This is a genomic window from Paenibacillus glycanilyticus, assembly GCF_051200795.1.
Taxonomy (GTDB): Bacteria; Bacillota; Bacilli; order Paenibacillales; family Paenibacillaceae; genus Pristimantibacillus; species Pristimantibacillus glycanilyticus.
This window is the reverse complement of the sequence record NZ_CP195155.1, coordinates 3,974,249-3,998,669: the sequence shown is the minus strand read 5'-3', so window position 1 is coordinate 3,998,669 and position 24,421 is coordinate 3,974,249. Positions and strand designations below refer to the sequence as shown.

Genomic DNA, 24,421 nt, shown 5'->3' with positions numbered 1-24,421 from the left:
AAATGGGGGTATACAGGATGGTAAAAGCAGGGGAAATCTCGAAGCTGGGCATGGTCTTTACGCTCGCGGTAGGCGTATTGGCCGGATGCGCGGGAAATAACGGCAATGGCAATGTTGTAAGCGGTAACACGGGAAAAGAGCAGGGAAATGAGACCTCCCCGGTTACCTTCTCGTTCTTCAGCGAGGATGGCAATCCGAATTGGAGAAATATGCAGGATGATGTAGGCAAAGAAATTACAAAGCAGACAGGCGTTACGCTTGATGCCGAGTTTGCGGTTGGCGATCCTGCACAGAAGGTAGCCCTCATCGCGACCAGCGGGGATTATCCCGATCTGATCAGCCCCAAAGGGGATTTGAACAAATTGGTCGATGCGGGAGCCATGCTTGATCTGACGGATTTGATCGAGAAGTACGCCCCGAATCTGAAGAAGCTGTTTGGCGATCAAATTAATCGGCTGCGCTACAGCAACGACGATCCGTCCATCTACGTGATTCCGACCTATTCGGCTGTTGACGGACAAACGTTTGTAGCGGGAGGCGGATTCGAGCTGCAGCACCGCGCGGTGAAGGAAGCGGGTTACCCGCAGGTCAAGACCCTGCAGGATTACGAGAATGTAATCAAATCCTACTTGGAGAAGCACCCGACGGATGAAAACGGGAATAAAAACATCGGACTCACTCTCAACGGGGATGATTGGCATACGTATATTACCGTAACCAACCCGGCAGCCGAAACGACTGGCAAATCGGGCGACGGCGAGTATTATATTGATCCGAAAACGAATGAAGCTACCTATCATTACCGTACGGAAGGCGAGAAAGAGTATTTTCAGTGGCTAAACCATATGTATAACATCGGCCTGCTGGATAAAGAAAGCTTCGTAGAGAAGAATGACCAGTACCTGGCGAAGATTGCCTCCGGTCGGGTAATCGGTTTGATCGACGCGGATTGGGGTTATGCGGACGGCGAAAAAGCACTGAAAGCTGACAACAAGCTTGACCAAACCTACGGGCATTACTCGGTTATGTTGTCGGACGCTTATAAAGATAACCGCTTCCAAGCCACGGGCTTTATGGCTGGCTGGGGAGTAGGCATTACAACATCCTGCAAAGATCCGGTAAGGGCGATTAAATTCCTGGATTATCTGGCATCGGAGCAAGCCCAGGTACTTAACAACTGGGGAATTGAAGGCAAGCATTATACGATCCAGGATGGTAAACGCGTAGTTCCGGAAGATGTTCAGAAGCGCATCATTAACGATAATACGGCTTTTAGCCAAGAATCCGGCATTGGCTTCTATTCTAATATTGGCGCGCATTACGGTGACGGCGTCAAGGATTCCACGGGCAATTATTATACGAAGAATTTCCCGGAGCAAATCGTGAGCACGTATACAAGCGCCGATAAGGAAACGCTCAAGGCTTATAACGCTACAACCTGGAAAGACCTGTTCCCGAAAGAGGAAGAGTTCCCGGTCAAAGCATGGGGAGCCGCTTGGAATATAGCGGTACCAGGTGATGACGAAGTGACCATCCTCGCCAATAAAATGAAAGACATTACATGGAAGCAGATTCCGCAAATGGTGATGGCAAAGCCGGAAGACTTCGATAAGATGTGGGATAGTTACCAGAAGCAATTGCTGGATGCAGGAGTCGAGAAAATGGAAAAAGGCTTTACGAAGTATGTACAGGACCGCGTCAAGCTTTGGAATGAATAGACCTTAATGAAATTCGACCTAGGAGAGAGAAAATAGTGAAGTCATACTGCAATCCCGTTATTAGCGGGTTTCATCCGGATCCCAGCATCTGCCGGGCGGGAGAAGATTATTATTTGGTGACAAGCTCGTTTGAATATTTTCCGGGCGTTCCCTTATTTCACAGCAGGGATCTCGTTAATTGGGAGCAGATTGGACATGTTCTAACGCGTACGGAACAATTGGATTTAAGCAAGGCCGGAAGCTCGGGCGGAATTTACGCGCCAACCATACGCTATAACAACGGAACGTTCTTCATGACGACGACCAATGTATCCGGCGGGGGGAATTTCTTCGTCTACGCAGACGACCCGAGAGGAAGGTGGTCGGATCCCGTCTTTGTAGACCAGCCGGGTATTGACCCTGATTTGTTTTTCGACGAAGATGGCTCCGTCTATTACACAACTTCTCATGATGCCAACGGGCAAGGCGTCTATCAGAGCAAAATCGATATTCAAACCGGGGAACGCCTGTCCGAGGTAAGCTTGCTGTGGAGGGGAACCGGCGGTCAATATCCGGAAGCCCCGCATGTTTACCGCATTGGCGAATGGTACTATCTCCTGATCTCGGAGGGAGGGACGGAGTACGGTCACATGGTCACCGTTGCGAGGAGCAAGAGGCCGGACGGTCCATACGAGGGATATCCGCACAACCCGATCCTAACCCATCGCAGTCAATTAAAATCCATTCATGCAACGGGGCATGCTGACTTTACTCATGGGCCGGATGGCAGCTGGTGGGCCGTTTTCCTCGGCATTCGCCCTGCCGGTTATCCCAATCATCATTATCTGGGCAGGGAGACCTTCTTGGCCCCCGTTGCTTGGACGGAGGATGCGTGGCCAGTCATTGGAGATAACGGAACAGCCGATGAAATTATGCCCGCGGGAAATCTTCCGTTGCAGCCCAAGACGGAGCCTGCGGTTAGAGATAACTTCGAAGACGCGTCGCTTGCCCCATGCTGGAATTTCCTGCGTTCGCCGGATTCAAGCAATTGGTCGCTTTCCGCGAAGAAAGGCAGCCTGACGTTATACGGCTCCGGGGATACCTTAAACGAAACGGGCGTTCCTTCTTTTGTCGGGCGCAGACAGCAGCATTTTTCATTCCGGGCAAGTACTCACCTCACCTTTGCGCCAAAGCGGGATGGGGAAGAAGCGGGTATCGCCGTGTATATGAACGAACGCTTCCATTACGAGCTTGCGGTCACGCAAATAGCAGGCGCGCGCAAGCTGATTTTCCGCCGAAGGCTCGGCACGCTCTGGAAGGTGGAAAGCGAGATGCCGTGGCCCCATGACACCGTTGTATTGAGCATTCGAGGGGATAGAGCCGATTATGTTTTTGGCTTCGCCAGAAGCGAAGTGGAAGACCCTGTCCGAATGGGTCAAGGGGAGTGCAGAATGCTGGCTACGGAGGTAGCCGGCGGGTTCACCGGTGTATTTATCGCCATGTACGCAACAGGCAATGGGGTACGCTCTATTTCGCCGGCACATTTTGACTGGATGGAGTACCGGGCGGTGGAGTAGATCGCGGCTGGGCGTACAAGCTTGAAAGAAGAGATGAACGCGCTAGTTAAGAACATCGAAAATGGCAGCTGATCCAGATGATCAGTTGCCATTTTCGTTGGAGTAGAATGATACCTTGCTCTAGATTTTCTCGCGAGTCCTGTACTGCAAATAATCTAAAAATCGCTTGACCGCGAGCGGTGCGGATTCCTTGTCTTTCATGGCAAGGCCAATCTCGCGATAGGCAGGTGCTTCGAGTTCTTTTACTACGATTCGGTAGGGAATACGCTTCAAAATAAGCTCCGGTAAAATGCTGATACCTAACCCGCTTTCCACCATCGACATAATGGCATAATCATCCCAGGTTGTAAACTGTACCTTAGGTGTAATATTGCATCGCTCAAATATTTCCGATATTTCAGCCTTTGCACCTTTCTCTAAAAGCATAAAGGGGTCTTCGCCTAATGCTGTGACAGGAAAACGATCACAATCGGCTAGCAGGTGATTTTCAGGCAGGATTACAAGCAGCTTGTCCTGCTCCAAAAAAATCGTATCCAGTTCTGTGCGTGTGGGAAGCCTTAGAAAGCCGCAATCTACACGCCCTTCCGCAATCCAGCTTTCAATTTCCGTATAATCGCCAAGCAAAAGCTCATAGTCAATATTCGGATACTCCTTTTGAAAGGCTTTGATTATATTCGGAAGCCAGTGGGTAGCAACACTCGAAAAGGTTCCAATTCGAATTAATCCTGATTGGAGTCCGTGTAATTCGTCAATTTGCGTTTGCAATTTCTGATATTCATTACACACATTTTTCGCGTAAGGAAGTACTTTAAGACCTTCTGAAGTCAGACGTACGCCGGATCGTCCTCGTTCAAGAAGAGATATTTTCCACTCTGCTTCCAAGTCGCTAATCATGCGGCTGATCCCTGATTGTGAATAGTTCAGTGCCTCGGCTGCTTTAGTAAAGCTCCCGTACTCGACTGTTTTGATTAAAGCTAAAAATTTCTGGATATTTTTATCCATGTTAAAATTCACATCCAATACATCTGGTTTTATCATTAAATCTATGACAAACATTCGCTTTTGTAATGATAAAAGGGATGATACACTACATTGCAGCAGAACTCAAACGAAAGGATAAAGTGATGCGATAAAAAATGAAGGAAAAAATGTATTTTGTCTTGTCTATGATCATCTTTGGTGCAGTTGGCGTATTTGCAAAATTTATCGATCTTTCCTCTAGCAAAATTGCATTGTTCCTGAGCCTGATCGGTGCCCTTTTTCTGCTTGTCGTCTTTGTGTGGACAAAGCAGAAAGTATCGTGGCGCAGCGTAAAAAAGAATGCTGCCGCTTTGCTTGTTGCAAGCATCGCTTTAAGCGGTAATTGGATTTTTCTGTTTCAGGCATACAAAGAAACAACGATCGCCAATGCGGCATTAAGCTATTATTTTGCCCCTGTTCTTGTTGTTATGCTCTCGCCTCTCGTTCTGAAAGAAAAGTTGTCGCTCAAAAAGGCGTTATGTATCGGCATGGCTCTACTGGGTTTGTTTTTTATTTTGCAAAACGGCAGGGTGGAAACAAACGGGCATCAACTGCTTGGTATCGGCTACGGACTCATCGCGGCGGGATTCTATACCGCATTGACACTAGTCAACAAGTTTATTCGGGATCTGGATGGGCTGGCCAATACGCTTCTGCAGCTAGGCTTGTCCGTTATGATTCTATCTCCATTCGTACTGTTTACGGAAGGCTTCAACCTTATTTCGGTCACCAGAGCCACGGTTATCTTGATCCTTGTATTAGGTGTCGTTCATGGCGGGATTGGTTTCTATCTTTTCTTTGCCGGCATGAAAGGACTAAACGGCCAAAGCATCGCCGTATTGAGTTACATCGACCCCGTGACTTCTTTACTAATCTCAGCTCTGGTTATCGGAGAGAAGATGACGTTGCAGCAGCTTATCGGCGCTGTCTTGTTACTAGGCTCCATATGGATAGGAGAAACTAGCGGAGTGAAGAGAAGACAGCGGCAAGGTTGACGTACGGAACCTATTCTTTTTTTATACATGTTGGACGCAACAAAATCCGCTTCGGCTTACAGCTGCAGCGGATTTTGTTATTAAGGGGAATGGAGTTGCTAACGGTTCAAGTGAATCTTCCATGAATCGACTCGTCTCATAAGCTCAAAGCCTGGAATAATGAAAGCGTTGACAACTTGGCAGGCCCGAGGTCAAACTGTAGATGCCATCATACGTACAAGAGGGGATGCCGATGAAGATCAAGTGGGTCAGGAATGCTTTGCGGGGAATGGTCCGTCCGTTTCAAATCAGTCTTCGGTACAAGCTGATGCTGCTCATGGTGCTGATCGCCGTGCTGCCGCTGTCTCTCGTTACGCTGTTCGCGACGAAGACGACCAAGCATTCGCTCGCTTCGGAGGTTATCCGGTCGAATGAATCCCGGATGGAATGGGCGGCCAAATATTTCGACGAGAAATTCGATCAATTGCAGGCGGTGTCTTATTCGCTTCTTCTGGACAGCACGCTGTTTCCGAACGCGACCGGCGGTGCCATTCAGAGTGAGGGCACACCGTCGTTCGTGAACCAATATACGATCGACAAGCTGAAGTCGTTATACAGCGCCAATAACAAGAACATCGCGCAGGTCGCGCTGTATCTGAAATCGCAAAATCGCCTCTATGTCGTCGACAAGGATGCGGGTATTTCTACCGATCAGTTGAACACGCCGCAGGTTGATTGGGGGGCTGTCGGACAGTCTCACGAAAGCTTGAATTTGCTGCTGAACAACGGGCAGAACACCTTCTCTATCGTGAGGAGCATGAACCGGTTCCCGGACAGGGAGGTGCTCGGGGGCGTCAGGCTCGAGGTTCGGTGGAAAATGATGAACAGCGTGCTTGACATGATCCGCTCGGAATCGAACAGCGAGGTGTTCGTGGCGGATGCGGACGGCAACGTTATGTATAATCCTTATTCCGAGCGAATCACGACCGATCCGGAGATGGTGAAGGCGGCACTAGCCGAACCGAACGGACAGGGCTATACGGAGTCGAAGCGGGGCTTCCTGTTCTATCAGCCAAGCGTATCTGGCCAAGTCTGGGTCGTGAAGTTCATTCCGATTGAATACGTGACCGAAGGCGCCTCCTCGACGCTGAACTTCAGTCTCATCACGGCGCTGGCGTTCGCGATCGTGGCGATCGCGGCTTCCGTGTTCATCGCGTATATGACGACACGGCCAATCATCCGGCTGACGCAGTCAATGAAGGCGGTCGAAATCCAAAACTTTGAGGTGGATATCCGTGAGCCGAGAAGCGATGAGATCGGCACGCTGGAGCGCCGGTTCAACTCCATGCTGAGCAGGATCAAGGAGTTGATCCAGACGGAGTACAAAGCCACCATCGAGAAACGGACAGCCCAGGTAAAGGCGATGCAGGCGCAGATTAATCCTCATTTTCTGCACAACGCGCTTCAGGCGATCGGAGGCATCGCACTGTCCCGGAACGTGCCGGAGATCAATGACCATGTTCGCGCGATTAGCGATCTGTTCCGTTATACGATCCGAATGAAATCGGATCTGGTCACGATCGCGGACGAGCTGGAGCATGCCCGGAACTACCTGCAGATTCAGAAGCTGCGCTTTCAGAGCATGATCGAGATTAGGATCGATGCGGATGAGGAATGTCTGGGCTGCAGGATTCCGAAGTTCTCGCTTCAGCCTATCGTGGAGAATTGCTTCTTTCACGGACTGGAAGGGAAAATGGATGCCTGGACGATATCCATTCGTGTAGAGAAGGTGCTGGACGAAATTGAAATCGATATCGCCGATAACGGCATGGGCATTGATGAAGCGCGCCTGGCTGAAATCCGTCGTCAGCTCAGCCAGCCGGCGGACGGGCAGGATAACGGAGAGGGCATGGGCATAAGCAACGTCAACGCGCGGATCAAGCTGCTTTTCGGAGACGAATACGGACTATTCATCTCTAGTGAGTGGAATGCGGGAACGACGGTGAAGCTGCTCATCCCCGCGCAAGAAGAGGGGGAGAAGACATGAAGGCGGTTATCATCGACGATGAATTCTGGACGCGCGACAGCATCAAGCGACTCGCGGATTGGGAGCGATTCGGGATCGAGCAAGTGGAGGAAGCGGAAGAGGGGCTAAGCGGGCTGCGGATCATCAACGAGATCCATCCGGACATCGTAATCACGGACATGCGCATGCGCGGAATGGACGGCGCGGAGCTGCTGAAGAAGCTGACGGAGGATTATCCCTTCATCCGGAAGATCGTCATCAGCGGCTTCGACGATTTCGCGTACACGAAGCAGGCGATCCTCTCCAGAGTGGATGAATATATCTTGAAACCCGTGCAAGCGGAAGAATTGAACCGGGCGCTGGAGAAGGCTGTATCGGAGCTGCGGATCGCGCGGGGTCTTCATGCCGCGCAGCCCATGGACAAGGATCTCATGAGTGTGGTAACGGAATACAAGGAGCAAATCTCGCGGCAGTTTCAGGAGCTGCGGGCCGAGGACGTTCGCGAGTCGTTCGCGAGGCTCGAAACGCTGCTGCGATTGCAGGCAAACACCGCTCCGGGTCTGCATCATTTACTGTATAAGCACTTCATGCTGCTGCTGGACGAGCTGATGGCGAAAGCCGGCATCGATTCCGCTAAAGCGCTTCCGGAGCAGGCAGCATCGTTCTTCGTGACCGACTTCACGCCGCTCGAGCAGTGGATCGGCATGCTCCGATCCTCGTACGGGACGGTGCTGGAACAGACGATTCAGCTGCGCCAAAGCAAGCATCGCATCGATATCGAGCATATCCGCCAATTTATCAACCGTTCGTTCGCGGAGCCAATCACGCTGGAGTCGATCGCGAGCCTCTACTTCGTCAGTAAAGAGCATCTGTCGCGGACATTCAAGCAGGCAACGGGCTCGACGGTCATGGACTACATCGTGACGAAGCGGGTGGAAGAGGCGAACCGGCTGCTGCAATCCTCCGTATCGATCAAAAACGCGGCGGAAGCCGTCGGTTATTCCGACCTCACCTATTTTCACCGCATTTTTAAGAAAGTGACGGGTATAACGCCCGCGCAGGCGAGAAAAGAATCGGCCGGGCAGTGAATCATATCAATATCGTCCATAAAAACACGCAAATGCGGTCCAATGCCAAAGGTGCTGCCTCCCGTTATACTCAATGACGTAAGCGTTATCCATACTTAGGGAGGTCTTGAAATGAAAAAAACGATTTCGATCTTGACAGCGGTTACAATACTGGGACTAACGGCGGCCTGCTCCGGTGGAGGCAACGCGAATAACGGAGCGGGAGCCGGAAATACGGCGAACGATGCTCCTTCGAATACGTCGGCCGATAATAAACCTTCGGGAGCGCCGAAGAAAGTCGAGCTGAAGATCTTTCTCGGCGGCCTAGACCGTTTCCGCGAGCAGTTCGACGGCTACTTCGAGAAATTCGCGGAGAAAGAGAAGGCCGAGAAAAACATCGAAGTCACGTTTAACTCCGAATATCCGGGCGCGGATAACGCACCGCAGATTTTGAAAACCCGTCTCGCCACGGGCGACGTACCCGATGTATTCAGTCTGCATGCCGGAAACGATATGCCTACCTTCTACAAAGCCGGCTACCTGACCGACCTGTCCGACCAGCCGCTCGCGGGCAAGTTGATCGACGGCATCAAGGACCTCGTCTCCATGGACGGCAAAGTTGTTGCAGTGCCAATGGAAAGTTTGTCGTGGGGCTACCTGTATAACAAAAAGATTTTTGCCGATCTAGGCATCACGCCGCCTAATACGCTCACCGAGATGAAAGCGGTTGTGCAGAAGCTGAAGGACAACAAAGTGACGCCGTTCCTGCTCAGCTACAAGGAAAGCTGGATTCCGCAATTATTCCTGCCGCTGACGGTAGGCGGTCTCGTTAACAGCAGTCACCCGGACTTCTTGGATAAAATGAACAGCGACCAAGGCAGCTTCGCGGACATCAAGGAGATGTTCGACATTATCGATCTTGTCAACGCGAATGGCACGGATCGCGCATTCGAGAAAGGCAACGACGATGGCGCGGCCGACTTTGCGAACGGCAAAGCGGCGATGTGGGTACAAGGTACATGGGATGCGGACAGTATCCTGAAGATGAACGACAAGGCGGAATTCGGCGTTGCTCCGCTGCCGATTAACGACGACCCGGCTTCGCTGCGCATCAACGTATCGGTATCTACGGCTCTGTCCGTGCCTCCGACAAGCAAGAACAAGGAAGTGGCGATCGACCTGCTTAACTTTATCCTCGACGACCAAGCGTCGAACGATCTGTACCAAAGCCTGAAATTCAACCCGGTTTCCAAGAACCATACCTTCAAGCCTTACCCTTGGGTAGAAGACGCCGCCGTTTACGTGAACAAAGGCCAGTCCTACAGGGACCCTGCGATTCCATCCGCGGTTAAAGACGAGTCGGGCAAAGCGCTGCAATCCTACTTCGACAAGAAGCTGTCCAAAGAAGACGTCATCAAGCAATTGGACAAGACATGGAAGGAAGCCAACGCGGCAGCCGCCAAGTAACCCGAACCCGGATCAAAACGAGCGTATCCTGCTTCCGCAAGGCCTTCTCTGGGGCAAGCGGGAGCGGGGTATGTCTTCCCTAAGGAGTGAATGCAATCATGACGAGCCGACGCTACAAAGCGACTTTTTCGCTCATTTTGTTCGTGCTGCCCGCCTTCGTGCTTTATCTGCTTTTTCTGGTTATCCCGATGCTCCAAGGCTCGTACTACAGCTTCACGGATTGGAACGGACTGAACAAGACCTACGGCTTCGTCGGCATTCAAAATTTCGTCGAGGCGCTGAGGGATGACCGTTACTTCCGTTCGGCCATTTGGTTTACCGCCAAGTATGTGATCTTCGCGGTCGTCTTCCAGAACGTGGTCGCCCTGCTGCTGGCGATACTCATTGAATCCCGTACGCGGGCCAAAGGGCTGTTCCGGACGATTTTCTTTATGCCGAACATGCTGAGCGTCATTATTAGTACGTTTATGTGGGTATTCGTCTTTTCGAAGGTTATTCCGGCCCTGTCCGAGTACGCCGTATTCAAATTCCTCAATCTGTCCTGGCTCGGCGATCCTCAGGTGTCGTTCTGGTCGATTCTGCTCGTATCCTTATGGGGCGGGGTCGGCACGCTGATGCTGATTTACATGTCGGCCATCCAGGGAATTCCCTTACACCTGAAGGAAGCGGCAATCATCGACGGGGCGACGCCATTCCGCATGCTGCGGTACATCACGCTGCCACTGATCGCTCACGCATTGACGATCTGTATCTTCCTAACCTTAAACAGCTCGTTCAAGGTATATGATCTGGTCTATGCCTTAACCGGGGGAGGTCCGGGACGGGGAACTCAGGTCATCACGATGAATATTCTCGAGGAAGCATACCAAGGCAATAACCGGTACGGCTATGCCAGCGCCAAAGCAATCATCCTGTTCCTGATCATTCTCGTCATCACCATGATCCAAGTATCGATGATGAAGAAGCGCGAGGTGGAAGCATGAGCAGACGCATCTATTCCGTTCTGGCCTGGGCCGTGCTTGCCGTTCTGGCGGTATACTTTCTTTTCCCGATCTACATGGCTATCGTCAATTCGTTCAAGTCGGAGGGCGAAGTATACAACTCCGTGTTGGGCTTGCCGTCTGCATTGAAATTCGATAATTACACGGAAGCATTCAAGAAAGCGAACATGCTCCGAAGCGGCTGGAATACCGTCATCGTAACTGTAACGGGCATCGTAGGCATCGTTGCGTGCAGCTCTCTGGCTGGTTATAAGCTGTCCCGCACCAGAAGTAGGCTGAGCAGCTGGATCTTCATGCTGTTCGTCGCGTCCATGCTTATTCCGTTCCAGACGATCATGGTTACGCTGACTAAGATGGCTCGCGATCTCGGGCTGCAGGGTTCGCCCCTTGGCCTCGGAGTCGTCTGCGCCGGGCTCGGCGTCAATATGGCGATTTTCCTCTATCACGGTTTCGTTAAAGGCATCCCCCGGGAACTGGACGAATCCGCGAGCATGGACGGCTGCGGCGAGTGGAAAGGGTTCTTCTTGATCATTTTCCCGTTGCTCCTGCCCATTACGTTTACGATTGTTGTGCTGAACTTGCTTTGGCTGTGGAATGACTTCCTGCTGCCGGTGCTGCTCTTGAACGATTACCGTCAATATACGCTTGTTCTGACGATCAACATGTTCTTCGGCAAATACAGCCGGGACTGGGCGCTTATTCTTGCATCCCTGATCCTTTCGTCGATTCCGATTGTCCTGATCTTCGCGTTCTTCCAGCGGTGGATCATTCAAGGCATTACGGAAGGGGCAGTCAAAGGATAATCCTGGTTATGCATTTGGCATCTTAACTCCCTTTCCGGGAGTTTTTTTGTTTGAAAGAGAAATTTAATCTCACGCAAGTAAGGCATGGCGTTTACTGCAAAGTGTCGCCTTTTTATAGGGATAGGGTAAAACCGAGTGTTCAGGTATGTAAGTGAAGCGCTTTATATTTTTTTGGGATTCGTATTTTAAACCGCTTTAAAAGATGACATTCTTTCAAATAAAGCGCATACAATTTACAAAAAATTAACATTGCGGAGGTGAATATTGACTTCATCCGGGCAGCCGAGAATCGGCTTAAGGCAAGAAATAAGGGGAGCGCAGCATAGTCCATGAAGCAAAGTTCACGAATGGAGGGGTTCATTTGAGGAGACAGCGGAAGCTACTGGCTGTTCTATTAGTTATCATCTCTATTATTGCGGCAGGGTGTACGAATAATAATAATTCGCCGGCGCCGTCGAATGCGGCTGGAGAGCCTAGCAGCGACAAGGGCACGGACAAGGATGAAGACAAGGGTGGCGGAGGCGGTGGTACGGATACAACAGCGGCCAAGGAGGCCCCTATGCTTGCCAAGCTTGTAGCAGGTGGTACTCTTCCTCCGTTGTCGGAACGTCTCCCCGTGCAGGCTGACGTCATGGTGGAGCCAGTGGTTGACGAAATCGGACAATACGGCGGCGATTGGAAGATGGCTTGGACAGGTCCGGGTGACAAGTGGTCCGTCGGACAGCCGACGGAGGAGGCGCTTTTCCGTTTCAACAAGGACGGCAGCGGCGTCGAACCAAACGTAGCCAAGAGTTATGAAGTCAATGAGGATTCAACCGAGTTTACGATTCATCTCAGGGAGGGCATGAAGTGGTCCGACGGTGAGCCCTTTACGGCGGACGATGTACTTTTCTATTGGGAGCATATGTTGACGAAGGAAACCTTTGGCAAGGCGATCTACGATGCTTATTACTCGGTTGATCCGGTTACGGGTGATAAGGCATTGGCTACTGTCACAAAGGTAGACGATTATACGTTTAAGGTCGTTCATAAGTATCCGAGCGTTCAGTTTTTAGAACGTGTCGCTATCGACAATAAATGGTTTTTCGCACCGGCCCATTTCCACAAGACGATTCTGCCGGAGCTTGTCGGCGAGGAAAAAGCACTGGAGATCGCCAAGCAGTGGGGCTTCGAGGATACGACGGCTTTCCTGAAGGAAACCGGTTATTATTACTGGCTTTATCCGCAAATTCCTACGCTTCGGCCATGGGTAGCCAAGAACGATCCGAATAGCGATCAGTTCATCATGGAACGGAATCCGTATTATTGGAAAACGGATCCGGAAGGCAATCAGCTGCCTTACATGGACCGAATCGTCGCAACGAAAATCCAAGATCCGAGTCAGCGGGTTCTGGGTACGCTGGCAGGCGACTTTAATTTGTCTACGTTCGGAGCGCAGGATTTTACCGTATTGAAGGAAAACGAGAAGAAGGGCGATTACCGTGTTATCTCCTGGCAGCAGCCCGCTTGGATGACTTCGGGTATTCAACTCAACCAAACCATAGACGATCCTAATCTTCGCAAATTGTTCCAGGATATCCGCTTTAGAGAAGCGCTTTCGATTGGCGTTAATCGCAGCGAGATTACGGAGATCGTGACGAACGGCATCGCGGACCCGATCCAAGCTTCCGTTCAGGAAGGGCTTGTCGGTTACCAGGAAGGCTGGGCCGATCAATGGTCGAGCTTCGATCCAGAACGGGCGAACGCGCTGCTCGACGAGATTGGATTAACGAAGCGCGACAAGAACAATTTCCGGCTGTTCCCGGACGGTTCGGACGTGACCCTCACCATTATGGATTCTTCGGAGGATAGCGCTAATTACACCGAGCTCCTCAAGAAGTATTACGAGGATATGGGCATTAAGACGAACGTGAAGCTCGTCGATCAAGCGACGCTGCAGGAATTGAAGTATTCCAATCAAGTACCGGTCAGCATCGAGAACATTTCGGTCGTAAACGTAGCTTACCGTCCCGATGCGCTTGTTCCGCTTCGCGTCTTGACTCCGTGGTATGGACAATACGGCTTGTACGTTTCGTCTGGAGGCAAGGAGGGCGTAAAACCAGAAGGCGACATTGCCAAAATTCTGGAGTACTGGGATCAGATCAAAGCGGCCAAAACGCCCGAAGAGATTAACCGGCTTAGCAATGAGATCGTTAAGTTGCACATGAAAAACCAATGGGTAATCGGTTATGCCGGCCCAACGCCGACCTTGATTGCCGCTTCGAATAAGATGGGCAACATTCCGAAGGATCTGATTTGGGCTGACGAGTTCCGTTCGCTTGGAGCGGCTCACCCCGCACAGTTTTATTTAAAGCCGTAACCTTTAGTTCATAAAAGCGTGCCGCAAGGGGCGAGTCGCAGCTTGCCCTTGCGGCGGCATGTTCATTCGGAAGACATCCGCTTCGAGTGACGGACGCATAATGGTCAAAGGGAAGGGAGGATAACAGGTGCTACAGTATACGTTGAAGCGTATTTTATTGGCCATCCCGGTCGTGTTTTTTATCTCCGTTATCGTGTTCTACATTATACAGCTGCCGCCCGGCGACTACGTGTCCAATTACGCGGCAGAAGCTTCAGTTGCCGGAGAAGTATTCACGCAGGAAGACATGGCTGCGATGAGAGAGGACCTTGGTCTTGACCGTCCCGTTTACGAGCAGTACTTCATTTGGGTTAAGGATATCGTATTGCAAGGGGATTTTGGCTTCTCCTTTAACTATAACAAGCCTGTGCTAGACGTCATTGAGCAATATATGGGCCTGACGTTAACCGTGTCGTTGGTGACAATGGCCTTCCAATATCTTGTGGCGATTCCGATCGGCATCTACTGCGCGGTCAAGCAATATTCGATAGGCGATTACTTCTTCTCGGGGCTAAGCTTTCTCGGAATGGCAACGCCGCATTTTTTGATGGCCGTCATTTTGATGTTTCTCTCTTATACCTGGTTCGGCGACCCGCTGCTTGGTTTGTTCTCCGCCGAATACGTTAACGCGCCTTGGTCAATGGACAAGGCGATAGATCTGGCGAAGCATATGGTCATTCCCGTCATTGTCATCGGGCTATCCGGGACGGCGGATTTGATTCGCGTTATGCGGGGCCAAATGCTGGATGAGCTGAATAAACCAAACGTCGTTACGGCAAGAGCAAAGGGCTTGTCGGAACGGAAAATTTTGTTTAAGTACCCGACAAGGGCCGCGCTGAACCCAATCGTCAGCACGTTCGGGTGGTCGCTTACGTCGATTTTTACCGGTTCTACGATTACGGCGATTGTTCTCAATTTGCCGATTCAAGGGCCGGTTATGTTTAATGCCTTGCTTGGTCAGGACATGTACCTGGCGGGGACCTGGTTATTGTTCATGGCGCTGCTTACGGTGCTCGGAACTTTGATTTCGGACATCTTGCTCGCGTGGCTGGATCCAAAAATCCGTACAGAATTCAGGGGATCGTAGACGATGAGACGACTATCGCTATTTAGAAGACGACATGAGTCTAGTGCTGAGCCTGCCAAGGATAAGGATGCAAACTATAGTTCGCAATGGCAGCTAATGTACGTCAGGTTCAAGAAGCATAAGCTCGCACGGGTCAGCCTGATCGTGCTTGCGCTTCTCTATGCAGGGGCGTTATTCGCTCAATTTCTAGCTCCTTACGGACTGGAAAACTACGACAGTAAATACGTGAATGCCCCTCCGATGAAGTTGCGGTTCGTTGATACGGAAGGAAAGTTTCATATCCGGCCTTTCGTTTACGGGTTGAAATCTGGGCGCGATCCGGAGACTATGCGCAAAATGTTTACGAACGATACGAAGAAGTATCCGCTTCAATTTTTCGTGAAGGGCGAGCGCTATAAGTTTTTAGGTCTGATTCCTTCTTCCACGCATCTTATCGGTGTCAAGGAGCCCGGCCGCCTTTTCCTGCTGGGTACGGACTCTCTTGGAAGAGACTTATTTTCCCGCATTTTGCTAGGCAGTCAAGTTTCATTAAGCATTCCTTTAGTGGGAGTCGGTATCAGCTTTGTCTTGGGGTTGATTATCGGCGGGGCGTCCGGTTATTTCGGAGGCTGGCTGGATGCCGTTATTCAGCGAGTTATTGAGATTATACGTTCTTTCCCGACGCTGCCGTTATGGATGGCGTTGTCGGCGGCTATTCCTCCGCGTATTCCGGTCGTCAGGATGTACTTCTATATCGTTATCATCTTTGCGTTTATTGAATGGACGGGACTGGCGAGGGTCGTACGAGGCAAATTTATATCCCTTAGGAACGAAGACTACGTCGTTGCCGCCAAAATCGCGGGCGTCAGCGACGCGAAAATTATCGCCAGGCATTTGTTGCCCGGCTTCATCAGCTATCTGGTCGTAGCAACAACGCTGGCGATTCCCGGCATGATTCTAGCCGAGACGGCCATGAGTTTCCTTGGGCTTGGCATTCGTTCTCCTGCCACCAGCTGGGGCGTACTGCTTCAGGAAGCGCAGAAGATTGATAATATCGCTTTGTATCCGTGGAAGATCATTCCGCTCGGAACGGTTATTCTCACCGTCTTAACGTTCAACTTTCTTGGCGACGGCTTGCGCGACGCTGCGGATCCATACAAACGGTAAGCTCAAAAACAAAATTATAGCGAGGGGATATTTATGACGGCAGAGACCGCTCAACCGCAGCATCCGCTTCTCCGTGTTCAAGATTTGAAGATTCGAATTAAAATGGATAACGGAGTGATGAATGCTGTTGACGGGGTAGATTTCGAAATCCGAAAGGGCAGGACGTTAGGTCTCGTAGGCGAGTCCGGCTGCGGGAAAAGCTTGACGAGCCGGGCGTTAATCGGCATTAATCCGAAGGAGTGCGAGACTTCGGGGACAATTGATTACCTTTCTTCGGAAGATACGAAGGATGGTGCGTTGGATTTGCTCTCGCTGGATCCAAACGGTCGCAAGATCCGCTCCATTCGCGGCCGCAAGATCGCCATGATCTTTCAAGAACCGATGACGGCTTTCTCGCCGATGTATACGATCGGGAATCAAATTATGGAAGCGATCCTAATCCACCGAACCAAGAACAAGAAGGAAGCGAAGAGAATCGCTCTTGAGATGTTGAGCAAGGTCGGTATATCGGACCAGGAAAAGAGGTTTGATCAATATCCGCATGAATTCTCTGGGGGGATGCGCCAGCGGGCTATGATTTCCATGGCTTTGTCATGCAATCCGGAAATTCTGATTGCTGACGAGCCGACGACAGCGCTGGACGTGACGATTCAAGCCCAGGTACTGGAGTTAATGAAGCGGCTGCAGCAGGAATTCGGGATGGCGATTCTATTGGTGACGCATGATTTGGGAATTATCGCGGAAATGTGTGACGAAGTAGCTGTCATGTATCTCGGCAAAATCGTCGAGCAGGCTCCAATGAGGGAGATTTTCCGAAATCCGAAGCATCCGTATACAAAAGGGCTTATGCGCTCCATGCCGAGACTAGGCGGCAATAAGGCCAAACGGCTGGAATCCATTGAAGGCTCGGTACCTGTTCCAGTCAATATGCCGCCAATGTGCGGCTTCTACGATCGCTGCAAAGACCGAATCGAAGGCGTGTGCAATAAGCAGTCCGTGCCAAGCACGCAAATATCCGACAGTCATACGGTTAGGTGCTTCCTGTATTCGGAGCAGCAGGGAGGGAAATGACGATGGCCAAACCCCTATTGGAAATTAAAAATCTCAATAAAGAATTCAAAGTAAAGTCCAGGAAAGCGCTGTTTGGCAGACCGATACCCGTGCGCGTGCTGCAGGATATTTCATTCAAGCTGCAGGAAGGCGAGACGCTAAGCATCGTAGGCGAGTCGGGCTGCGGCAAGACTACGCTTGGCCGATGCATCGTGAGGGGGATGAATGCCTCTTCCGGGGAAGTCGTCTACCGAACGGAAAATGGAGATTCTGTTGATTTCCTGAAGCTGAAGGGTGCCGAAGCGAAGAAGTTCAGAAAAGACATTCAGATGATATTCCAGGATCCGTACTCTTCGCTAAGTCCGCGGATGAGTGTATTCGATATTATATCCGAGCCGCTGATCGCCAACTTTAAACTGCCTAAGTCGGAGGTGGAACGGAAAGTGTCGGAAATCGCGGAGAAAACGGGCTTAAACGTCAGCTATCTTAAACGTTATCCGCATGCTTTTTCCGGCGGGCAGCGGCAGCGGATCGCTATTGCACGGGCGCTTATTACCCAGCCGAGGCTGATCGTATGCGATGAAGCCGTATCTGCGCTTGACGTGTCGATTCAAGCCCAAATCATTAATCTGTTGAAGGATCTGCAGGAGCAATATAAAATCACTTATATATTCATCTCCCACGATCTGTCGATCGTGGAGAATATTTCTGACCGCGTGGCCGTCATGCACTTGGGCAAGGTGGTGGAGATGGCGGGCGTTGAAGCCATGTTCAAGCAGCCCAGACACCCGTATACCGAAGCGCTTCTCTCCGCCGTGCCGCAGCCGGATCCGGATAGGAAGAAGGAGAGGATTGTCCTGGAAGGGGAGGTGCCGAATCCGGCGAATCCGCCAAGCGGCTGCCACTTTCATCCTCGCTGCGCATACAAGACGGAAAGATGCATGAAAGAAGTGCCCGCATTGCGGGAAATTGGAGACAACCATATGGCAGCTTGCCATTACGCGGAACAATTGACATTGAGGGGAGCAAGGGCATGAACGGGGAACAGACGAAAAACAATGAAGTGAAGGAACTTATTATTTTTCTAGACTGCGGGGATACGATTATCGATGAAGGTACGGAGGTACGCGATGAGAATGGCACGGTCATAGAGGGAAAAGTTATTCCCGGTGCCGATGAGATGGTTAGATTATTGGCAGAGCGTGGTTATCGACTGGCGATCGTAGCTGACGGTTTAGCCCAATCGTTCAAAAATTTGCTCTCGGTAAACGGCCTATACGATTACTTCGAAGTACTGATCTACTCCGAGCAGTTGAAGGTAGAGAAGCCGAGTCCGCGCATGTTTAGAGCGGCTATGGGCGCGATGGAGCTTGGCGAGCAGGACAAGGAGAGGATCATTATGGTTGGCAATAATCTGTCGCGGGACGTCAGGGGAGCTAATCAGGAAGGGATTACAAGCGTACATTTAAACTGGACCTCGCGCTATCCGAAAACATCGCTCGATCCCGCGGAACGGCCGGATTACATAATTGAAGAGCCGCTTGCGCTTGTGGAGCTGGCGGAACGCTTGAATGAACAACTTCTCTCGAACAAGCGGATTAAGGCTTGAACAGGAGCGAAAGCTGTCTATGGCGAAAATCGACGATGTGGCGCGTCTTGCCGGCGTATCCAAAGGAACCGTCTCCAACGTGTTCAGTCAAAAACGGCCGACTAGCAAGAAAGTAACGGAAAGAGTTCTCAAAGCATCCAAGGAACTGAATTACGTACCGAATCACATTGCGAGAAGCTTGGTGACGAAAAAGACGATGGCAATTGGGCTGACCATCCCTCATGGCAATTTCTTTTTCAGCGCCTTTCATAACCAATTCATCAACGGTGTCGTGCTGGAGGCCTCAAGGTACGGCTACAGAGTGCTGCTCGATATGCTTCCGGTACTGGAGGTGAAGACACCTTCTTTGACCAGTTATCCCATAGACGGCGCGATCGTGCTCGGACCCACGGAAGAGGATGAGCGTATTCGCTTACTCCATATGAACGGCATGCCCTTTGTTACGGTTGGAAAAATTTTGAATGGGCAAGTAAAGGAAGCGCCAACAGTAAACAACGATAACATTCAGATTGTACATGATATTTGCGATTACTTAATCGCAAGAGGGCATGTGAATTTGATGTTTCTGAACGCGACGGAAGGGATGACCGTTTCAGTCGAGAGAAAAGCGGCGTTTATCGAGGCACTGGCAAAACATCGAATAGCGGTTCGGGATGTTATGCACCATTACAAGCCAAGAATTCAATCGGAACAATATTTGCGTTATGGCTATGCAGAGACAATCCGCGTATTGCGGGCGAGCGAAGAGAAGGTCACAGCGATTATTGCGGACGACGACCGTGCGGCGTTTAACGCCATGAACGCAATCCAGGATTTGGGCTTGAGGATTCCTGAAGATATTTCCCTATTCGTCATTTGCGTCGATCTTTCGATGATGCATCAGACCGTACCTCCTTTGACCGGAATGGATTTACAGCCGTCTGAGTTGGGAGCGCAGTCCGTCAAGCTGCTCATGCATAAGCTTGGCAGCATCGAAGGCGATTACCCGAACCATATCATCATCGCAAGCAAAATCGTGGAGGGTGCTTCTGTGCTTCAACGATTAAATCATTAAGTGCTGTAATAATGATATGGAATGGAGAACGATAATTTAATAGATTCAACGATGAAGCTGCCGGTATAAGATCGGCAGCTTTTCTTTCGATACTGGGCAGTTGTAATGGATAAATGTTACAATGAGATCTAAGAGGAATTAGGATTTGACCAACTCCGATCATTTGGATATACCGGATTCAGCTCAATAATTCATGATAAAATTAATCCGACAAAGAGATAAGGAGAAGGCTGTGGAAATTTATACTCCAAGTAAAAAAAATGTCCTTTTGGGATTTCTATTCATTTGCTTAGCAATATTACCTATAACCGAGCATACAATCGTTGGGGTCATAGCCGGCATTTCATCAATTATCGGTGGCATTGCATTTATACTATTTGGGTTAGGCAAACTATCATATGTAGAGTTAACTAATGATTACTTGATCTATCATACCTATTTTAAAAGGACTAAAAGATGGAGAATTGAAGAGATATCTCTAATTACAAGAACTAAACGATGGGACCGAACAACTATCTACGTATATAAAGGAAATGAAAATATAATACTCTACTCTTATAGTGATCGGTTATTAAATCATCTAAAGCGCATTGCAATAAACGCAAAAGTAACTAATGATTAAGCTACCGATGGATTCAAGCATATAGCTGAATTTACGCTCTCATAAGGAGTAAAAATATTATGGATAATCGAATTAATAATAGTATTGATCCAATTTTTCAAGATTATGATGAGCAGAAAGATATTGAAAGACAAAGAGCTATTCTAGATGAAGAAGTTCGTGATCCATTCATTATTACATTTTATTTTAATGCACAAGATCAAGACAGCATTTATGGTTTTATAGCTAAGGGGACTACTGGTTTTACTCAATACGGTTATGATATTATCGCAGCTGGCGTATCTTCTTTATCGATGAATACCATTCATTCCATAAAGCAGTTTACTGAGGATGCTGCCGAAATTGAAACAAAGAAGAATTTTGCTAAATGCATAATTAAGGGCCGAGTTAGTAAAGAAGCCATTATATTATTTAAATCGCTCAGGTTAGGTATGTATGCCATTCAAAGTACATATGGTGAGAAATTCATTACAATTGAAGAAATTAAGTTAGGGAAAAATAAGAAATTCTTTGGTTGGCTGGGTTAGAGAGGAACGATAGTTGAATAGTGAAATGAAATGGGGCGCACAGATGGAAAAGCAAGCTATAGAACGATATAAGGAATTCATTGATGATTTGGTTGTGCTTCGCCCAAGTGTGTATCCTCGTTGGATTATGGAAAACGGCTGGCCGGATAAGGTAGAGAATGAACGTATCAATAGAGTCTTGAGTGGGTTGACGACAGAACAAAAAGAAGTAATTACAATGATCGCCCAATCGGCCCGAGACGGCGGTATACATGATGTACTTGTCTACCTCACAGATCAGATTAATCTAGAAGGTCTCGAAATCGTTAAGAATGGCGTTAAATTGGCAACTGAACCATTTGATTCCAGTATGCCTTATGATTGGGTATGCCGAAGAGAAGGGGATTCATGGCCAGATTAGAAAAGTTAATTCCCTCGTCCTGATTCCAAAAAAATCGTAAAGGGGTGAATAGCTTGCATCTTGGTTTAATGATTCTAACCTCAATAATTATTTTACTAATGCTTGTCTATTTATCAGGAATATTCTTAACTCTCATCAGTCCCACTGTTCTTCAAATTCAACTGCTCGGCATTCAACTAACCGTGTTCGGAGCAGTTATTTTACTAGCTTATAATGAAGCTGCCGGGTATGGACTTACTATTGGCATTGCTGGACTTATTACTGGAATTGTTGGTTCTTTTAGAGATAAGAATACGAGCAAGAATAACTAAGCATACATTGGTGAGTTTGATTTACCTCCTAAAAAAGAAAACCGTAGGCAGTTTTTATGACTGTCTACGGTTTTTTTCATTAGGAAACATATCGCAATTCTTTGGCTATAACAGTAACTATATATCATGTATTTTTAAACATTTATGGAAACATATTTCGTTTACTTTGCGTCTATCTACAACAAAATGATTAGGAGGGGTAGAGTGAAACTATATATAAAAGTCCCAGCCCAAATTGATAAATGGCAGCGAATACGTTCCTATTCGGGCAATCTCGGAAGGGTAATGGATAATAGATATTCGTCAACCAAAGGGTGTGATGGAAATAACTAAAAGAGCTTGGATAATCACTGTTTCGCTTGCTGCCGTGCTAATCTCCATTTTCTTGGCACAGAACAAAAAAATCGAAATCCTCCGATTACAATTAAATGAATCGAATCGGGAATTAAAAGAGAAAGAAGAAGAAATCAGCTCAACCAAAAGCGAAATGGATACTAAGAAGAAAGAGATTCTGAAGGCAACTTACCATTTAGAATTGGAAAGAAAGGCTTATGAAGAAAAAAATAAGCTGTTAAACGAACAATTACAACATGCAGACGCAATGGTTTCCGCTAATGTAACGCAGTTGTTTGGAGATCAAACGCCTGTTGTTGATAGTTCCGTTCCATTAGAAATAGCATCGACTATTACGGGCTTGTTTGAGGCTATGCAGAAGAACGATGAGGCAAAATTCGCTGAGTTGGACAAGAAGGGTGTTCTAACCTCTTTTTATAAGCAGCGGGATAGGGTTGAAAAAATATTATGGATACAAAACGATCCTGACAATAGAGCCGAAGCCGTAAAAGAGTGGTTACAAATCAACAATTCTAATATGAAATTGATAAAAGTGTTCTACTTTATGAAGGACGGTTCCATAATTGATCCAAACTATGCCATGGTATGGGAGGACGGTAAATGGGTTATCCTCAGAGAGGATTAAATTCAAAAACTAAAATAACACTAATCATCATTGTGTTGGCAGCGGGGTTGTCCGTATTTGGTTTTCTCTATTACCAAGATAAGAGGACCCCAGTGCCTGATGACGAACATTGGTTGTCAGTAGGATCGATAAGCGAATTGCAGATGTCTAAAAAAGAAATGGACTTTGTCGATTTTGAAGGAGCAATCACTTTTCAAGGGGAGTCCGTGGACAAGGCCTTAGAAGCACCCAAAGGGTTCGTCGTTACAAAAGATATGATTGTTTTCAAAAAGAAAAGCGATGGGAAAAGACAAATTGCCTCCGTTGATGATTTAACAAATGGGCAGGAAATAGAAGTGTGGACTCGATTTTTGAGCGACCATCTTATCGGTGCTTACGAAATTACTATAGTGAACTAAAACCCGGCACGTACATCTGTACGTGCATTTTTCTTGTATGTTAGCACAAACAAATTCATTTTTACCTAACAAAAGTTGTGTTATGATAACGCTTATACAGCTAATTCAACCAAAAGGATGTGCTCAAACCCATGGTCATTAAAGTTACGATGCAGCAAATTGCCGATCATCTTGGCGTTTCGAAATTCGCGGTATCCAAAGCGCTTTCGGGGAAGCCGGGCGTTAGCGCGGAAACGAGGGACAAAATTGTAAGCGTTGCCACCCAGCTTGGTTATTTTGTCAATAAACAAACGAATACCGCCGCGAAACGGAATAAACCGGCATCCTTCATAACCAATACTCGGGATACGGTCATTTTACTCGTACCGAAAGTTAGGTTCCAGACGCGGGATTCCTATTTCTGGGGACGGATTATTGACGGCGTTACGGAGGAGCTCGCCGACCGCGATATAAGCGCCCTGGTCGTTACAGAGAATTTCAAGGACAACTTCTCGAATCTCATTAATCCGAATGGCGTTCTGGGCATCATCGGCGTCGGTTATATTGCTTCCAAAATGCTGCTCGAAATTCGGAATCTCGGCATTCCGTTTGTTCTCGTCGATCACGAGGACCCGCTTATTCCTTCGGATGTTCTATTCATGAATAATATGGAATGCACGAGACGCGTCACCAATTATTTGATTGGCTGCGGTCACACCAAGCTGCAATTTGTCGGCAATACCCGCTATTCGCGCAGCTTCGTTGACCGCTATATCGGTTACCGTACAATGATGGAGGAGCATGGGCTGCCTCTTAATCAGGAGGAAGGACTTCTTACCTTTGAAGGCGGGAATCGGAGTGAGATCACCGAGGCTCTGGAAGTCATTGTGAAAGAGCTGGTTAACGAGCATCGGCTCCCAACCGCCTTTGTCTGCGCGAACGATTCCATAGCCATTTGCATGATGACCGTGCTGGGCAAGCTGTCGGTACAGGTTCCCGGACAATGCTCCGTTACGGGCTTTGATAACATCGAGGATGCCGCATTGGCCAAGCCTACGCTGAGCACCGTTAATGTCCAGAAGGAAGCAATCGGCCGCCGGGCCGTGGAGATGCTTCTTAGAAGATTGGAGCATCCGGATAGTCTTCAGGAAAAAATATTGCTTGCAGGAGAATTCATCATACGCGAGTCGACAGCGCTTCCGGTGGGCGGCTAACCGGTCAGCCGGTTA

Annotated in this window: 22 protein-coding genes; 21 read left to right on the top strand and 1 reads right to left on the bottom strand. The window is 48.9% G+C overall.

Annotation, left to right across the window (positions count from 1 at the left end; translation table 11 throughout):
- Positions 1–17: 17 nt before the first annotated feature.
- On the top strand, positions 18–1,718 hold the full coding sequence (locus tag ACR9FF_RS18280) for an ABC transporter substrate-binding protein (RefSeq protein WP_435163551.1): 1,701 nt from the start codon (positions 18–20) through the stop codon (positions 1,716–1,718).
- 35 nt (positions 1,719–1,753) lie between these two features.
- A complete protein-coding gene (locus ACR9FF_RS18275; RefSeq protein ID WP_435163549.1) occupies positions 1,754–3,274 on the top strand; it encodes a glycoside hydrolase family 43 protein in 1,521 nt (506 codons plus the stop codon).
- Between the two features lie 120 nt (positions 3,275–3,394).
- Here the strand turns inward: ACR9FF_RS18275 and ACR9FF_RS18270 are convergent, their stop codons facing one another.
- Positions 3,395–4,276, bottom strand: a complete 882-nt coding sequence (locus ACR9FF_RS18270) for a LysR family transcriptional regulator (RefSeq protein WP_435163547.1) — start codon at positions 4,274–4,276, stop codon at positions 3,395–3,397.
- Between the two features lie 134 nt (positions 4,277–4,410).
- Between ACR9FF_RS18270 and ACR9FF_RS18265 the strand changes: the two genes are divergently transcribed.
- From ACR9FF_RS18265 to ACR9FF_RS18175, 19 genes are all read left to right on the top strand, one after another.
- Positions 4,411–5,289, top strand: a complete 879-nt coding sequence (locus tag ACR9FF_RS18265) for a DMT family transporter (RefSeq protein ID WP_435163545.1) — start codon at positions 4,411–4,413, stop codon at positions 5,287–5,289.
- A 232-nt stretch (positions 5,290–5,521) separates the two neighbouring features.
- Complete coding sequence (locus ACR9FF_RS18260) at positions 5,522–7,315, top strand: histidine kinase (RefSeq protein ID WP_435163543.1); 1,794 nt, start codon at positions 5,522–5,524, stop codon at positions 7,313–7,315.
- Positions 7,312–8,382, top strand: coding sequence for a response regulator transcription factor (locus tag ACR9FF_RS18255; protein WP_435163541.1), 1,071 nt, complete (start codon positions 7,312–7,314; stop codon positions 8,380–8,382). The genes ACR9FF_RS18260 and ACR9FF_RS18255 overlap by 4 nt, the downstream gene beginning before the upstream one ends.
- A 111-nt stretch (positions 8,383–8,493) precedes the next feature.
- Positions 8,494–9,828 (top strand): ABC transporter substrate-binding protein, encoded by a 1,335-nt coding sequence (locus ACR9FF_RS18250; protein WP_201001091.1) that lies wholly within the window; start codon positions 8,494–8,496, stop codon positions 9,826–9,828.
- Positions 9,829–9,926: 98 nt separating this feature from the next.
- The gene (locus ACR9FF_RS18245) at positions 9,927–10,811 is read left to right on the top strand and encodes a carbohydrate ABC transporter permease (RefSeq protein WP_127493374.1); all 885 of its coding nucleotides are present in this window, start codon (positions 9,927–9,929) and stop codon (positions 10,809–10,811) included.
- Positions 10,808–11,632 (top strand): carbohydrate ABC transporter permease, encoded by an 825-nt coding sequence (locus ACR9FF_RS18240; RefSeq protein ID WP_127493372.1) that lies wholly within the window; start codon positions 10,808–10,810, stop codon positions 11,630–11,632. Before ACR9FF_RS18245 ends, ACR9FF_RS18240 begins: the two co-directional genes overlap by 4 nt.
- A 361-nt stretch (positions 11,633–11,993) precedes the next feature.
- On the top strand, positions 11,994–13,991 hold the full coding sequence (locus ACR9FF_RS18235) for an ABC transporter substrate-binding protein (protein WP_248757618.1): 1,998 nt from the start codon (positions 11,994–11,996) through the stop codon (positions 13,989–13,991).
- A 127-nt stretch (positions 13,992–14,118) separates the two neighbouring features.
- A complete protein-coding gene (locus ACR9FF_RS18230) occupies positions 14,119–15,117 on the top strand; it encodes an ABC transporter permease (RefSeq protein ID WP_435163537.1) in 999 nt (332 codons plus the stop codon).
- A gap of 3 nt (positions 15,118–15,120) precedes the next feature.
- Positions 15,121–16,263, top strand: a complete 1,143-nt coding sequence (locus ACR9FF_RS18225) for an ABC transporter permease (protein ID WP_435163535.1) — start codon at positions 15,121–15,123, stop codon at positions 16,261–16,263.
- Positions 16,264–16,296: 33 nt separating this feature from the next.
- On the top strand, positions 16,297–17,334 hold the full coding sequence (locus ACR9FF_RS18220; protein ID WP_283094520.1) for an ABC transporter ATP-binding protein: 1,038 nt from the start codon (positions 16,297–16,299) through the stop codon (positions 17,332–17,334).
- A 2-nt stretch (positions 17,335–17,336) separates the two neighbouring features.
- Positions 17,337–18,350, top strand: a complete 1,014-nt coding sequence (locus tag ACR9FF_RS18215; protein ID WP_435163533.1) for an ABC transporter ATP-binding protein — start codon at positions 17,337–17,339, stop codon at positions 18,348–18,350.
- The gene (locus ACR9FF_RS18210) at positions 18,347–18,922 is read left to right on the top strand and encodes an HAD family hydrolase (protein ID WP_435163531.1); all 576 of its coding nucleotides are present in this window, start codon (positions 18,347–18,349) and stop codon (positions 18,920–18,922) included. The genes ACR9FF_RS18215 and ACR9FF_RS18210 overlap by 4 nt, the downstream gene beginning before the upstream one ends.
- Positions 18,885–19,976 carry a LacI family DNA-binding transcriptional regulator gene (locus ACR9FF_RS18205; protein WP_435163529.1) on the top strand — a complete coding sequence of 364 codons (1,092 nt, stop codon included), beginning with the start codon at positions 18,885–18,887 and terminating at the stop codon, positions 19,974–19,976. Before ACR9FF_RS18210 ends, ACR9FF_RS18205 begins: the two co-directional genes overlap by 38 nt.
- 681 nt (positions 19,977–20,657) lie before the next feature.
- Entirely contained in the window at positions 20,658–21,125 is a 468-nt protein-coding gene (locus tag ACR9FF_RS18200; protein ID WP_435163528.1) for a ribosomal-processing cysteine protease Prp, read from the top strand.
- 13 nt (positions 21,126–21,138) lie between these two features.
- On the top strand, positions 21,139–21,525 hold the full coding sequence (locus tag ACR9FF_RS18195) for a DUF6547 family protein (protein WP_435163527.1): 387 nt from the start codon (positions 21,139–21,141) through the stop codon (positions 21,523–21,525).
- A gap of 53 nt (positions 21,526–21,578) precedes the next feature.
- Positions 21,579–21,836 (top strand): hypothetical protein, encoded by a 258-nt coding sequence (locus ACR9FF_RS18190; protein ID WP_435163525.1) that lies wholly within the window; start codon positions 21,579–21,581, stop codon positions 21,834–21,836.
- Between the two features lie 319 nt (positions 21,837–22,155).
- Positions 22,156–22,815, top strand: a complete 660-nt coding sequence (locus ACR9FF_RS18185; protein WP_435163523.1) for a hypothetical protein — start codon at positions 22,156–22,158, stop codon at positions 22,813–22,815.
- The gene (locus ACR9FF_RS18180; protein WP_435163521.1) at positions 22,791–23,213 is read left to right on the top strand and encodes a hypothetical protein; all 423 of its coding nucleotides are present in this window, start codon (positions 22,791–22,793) and stop codon (positions 23,211–23,213) included. Before ACR9FF_RS18185 ends, ACR9FF_RS18180 begins: the two co-directional genes overlap by 25 nt.
- A gap of 131 nt (positions 23,214–23,344) precedes the next feature.
- Positions 23,345–24,406, top strand: a complete 1,062-nt coding sequence (locus ACR9FF_RS18175) for a LacI family DNA-binding transcriptional regulator (RefSeq protein WP_435163519.1) — start codon at positions 23,345–23,347, stop codon at positions 24,404–24,406.
- Positions 24,407–24,421 lie beyond the last annotated feature (15 nt).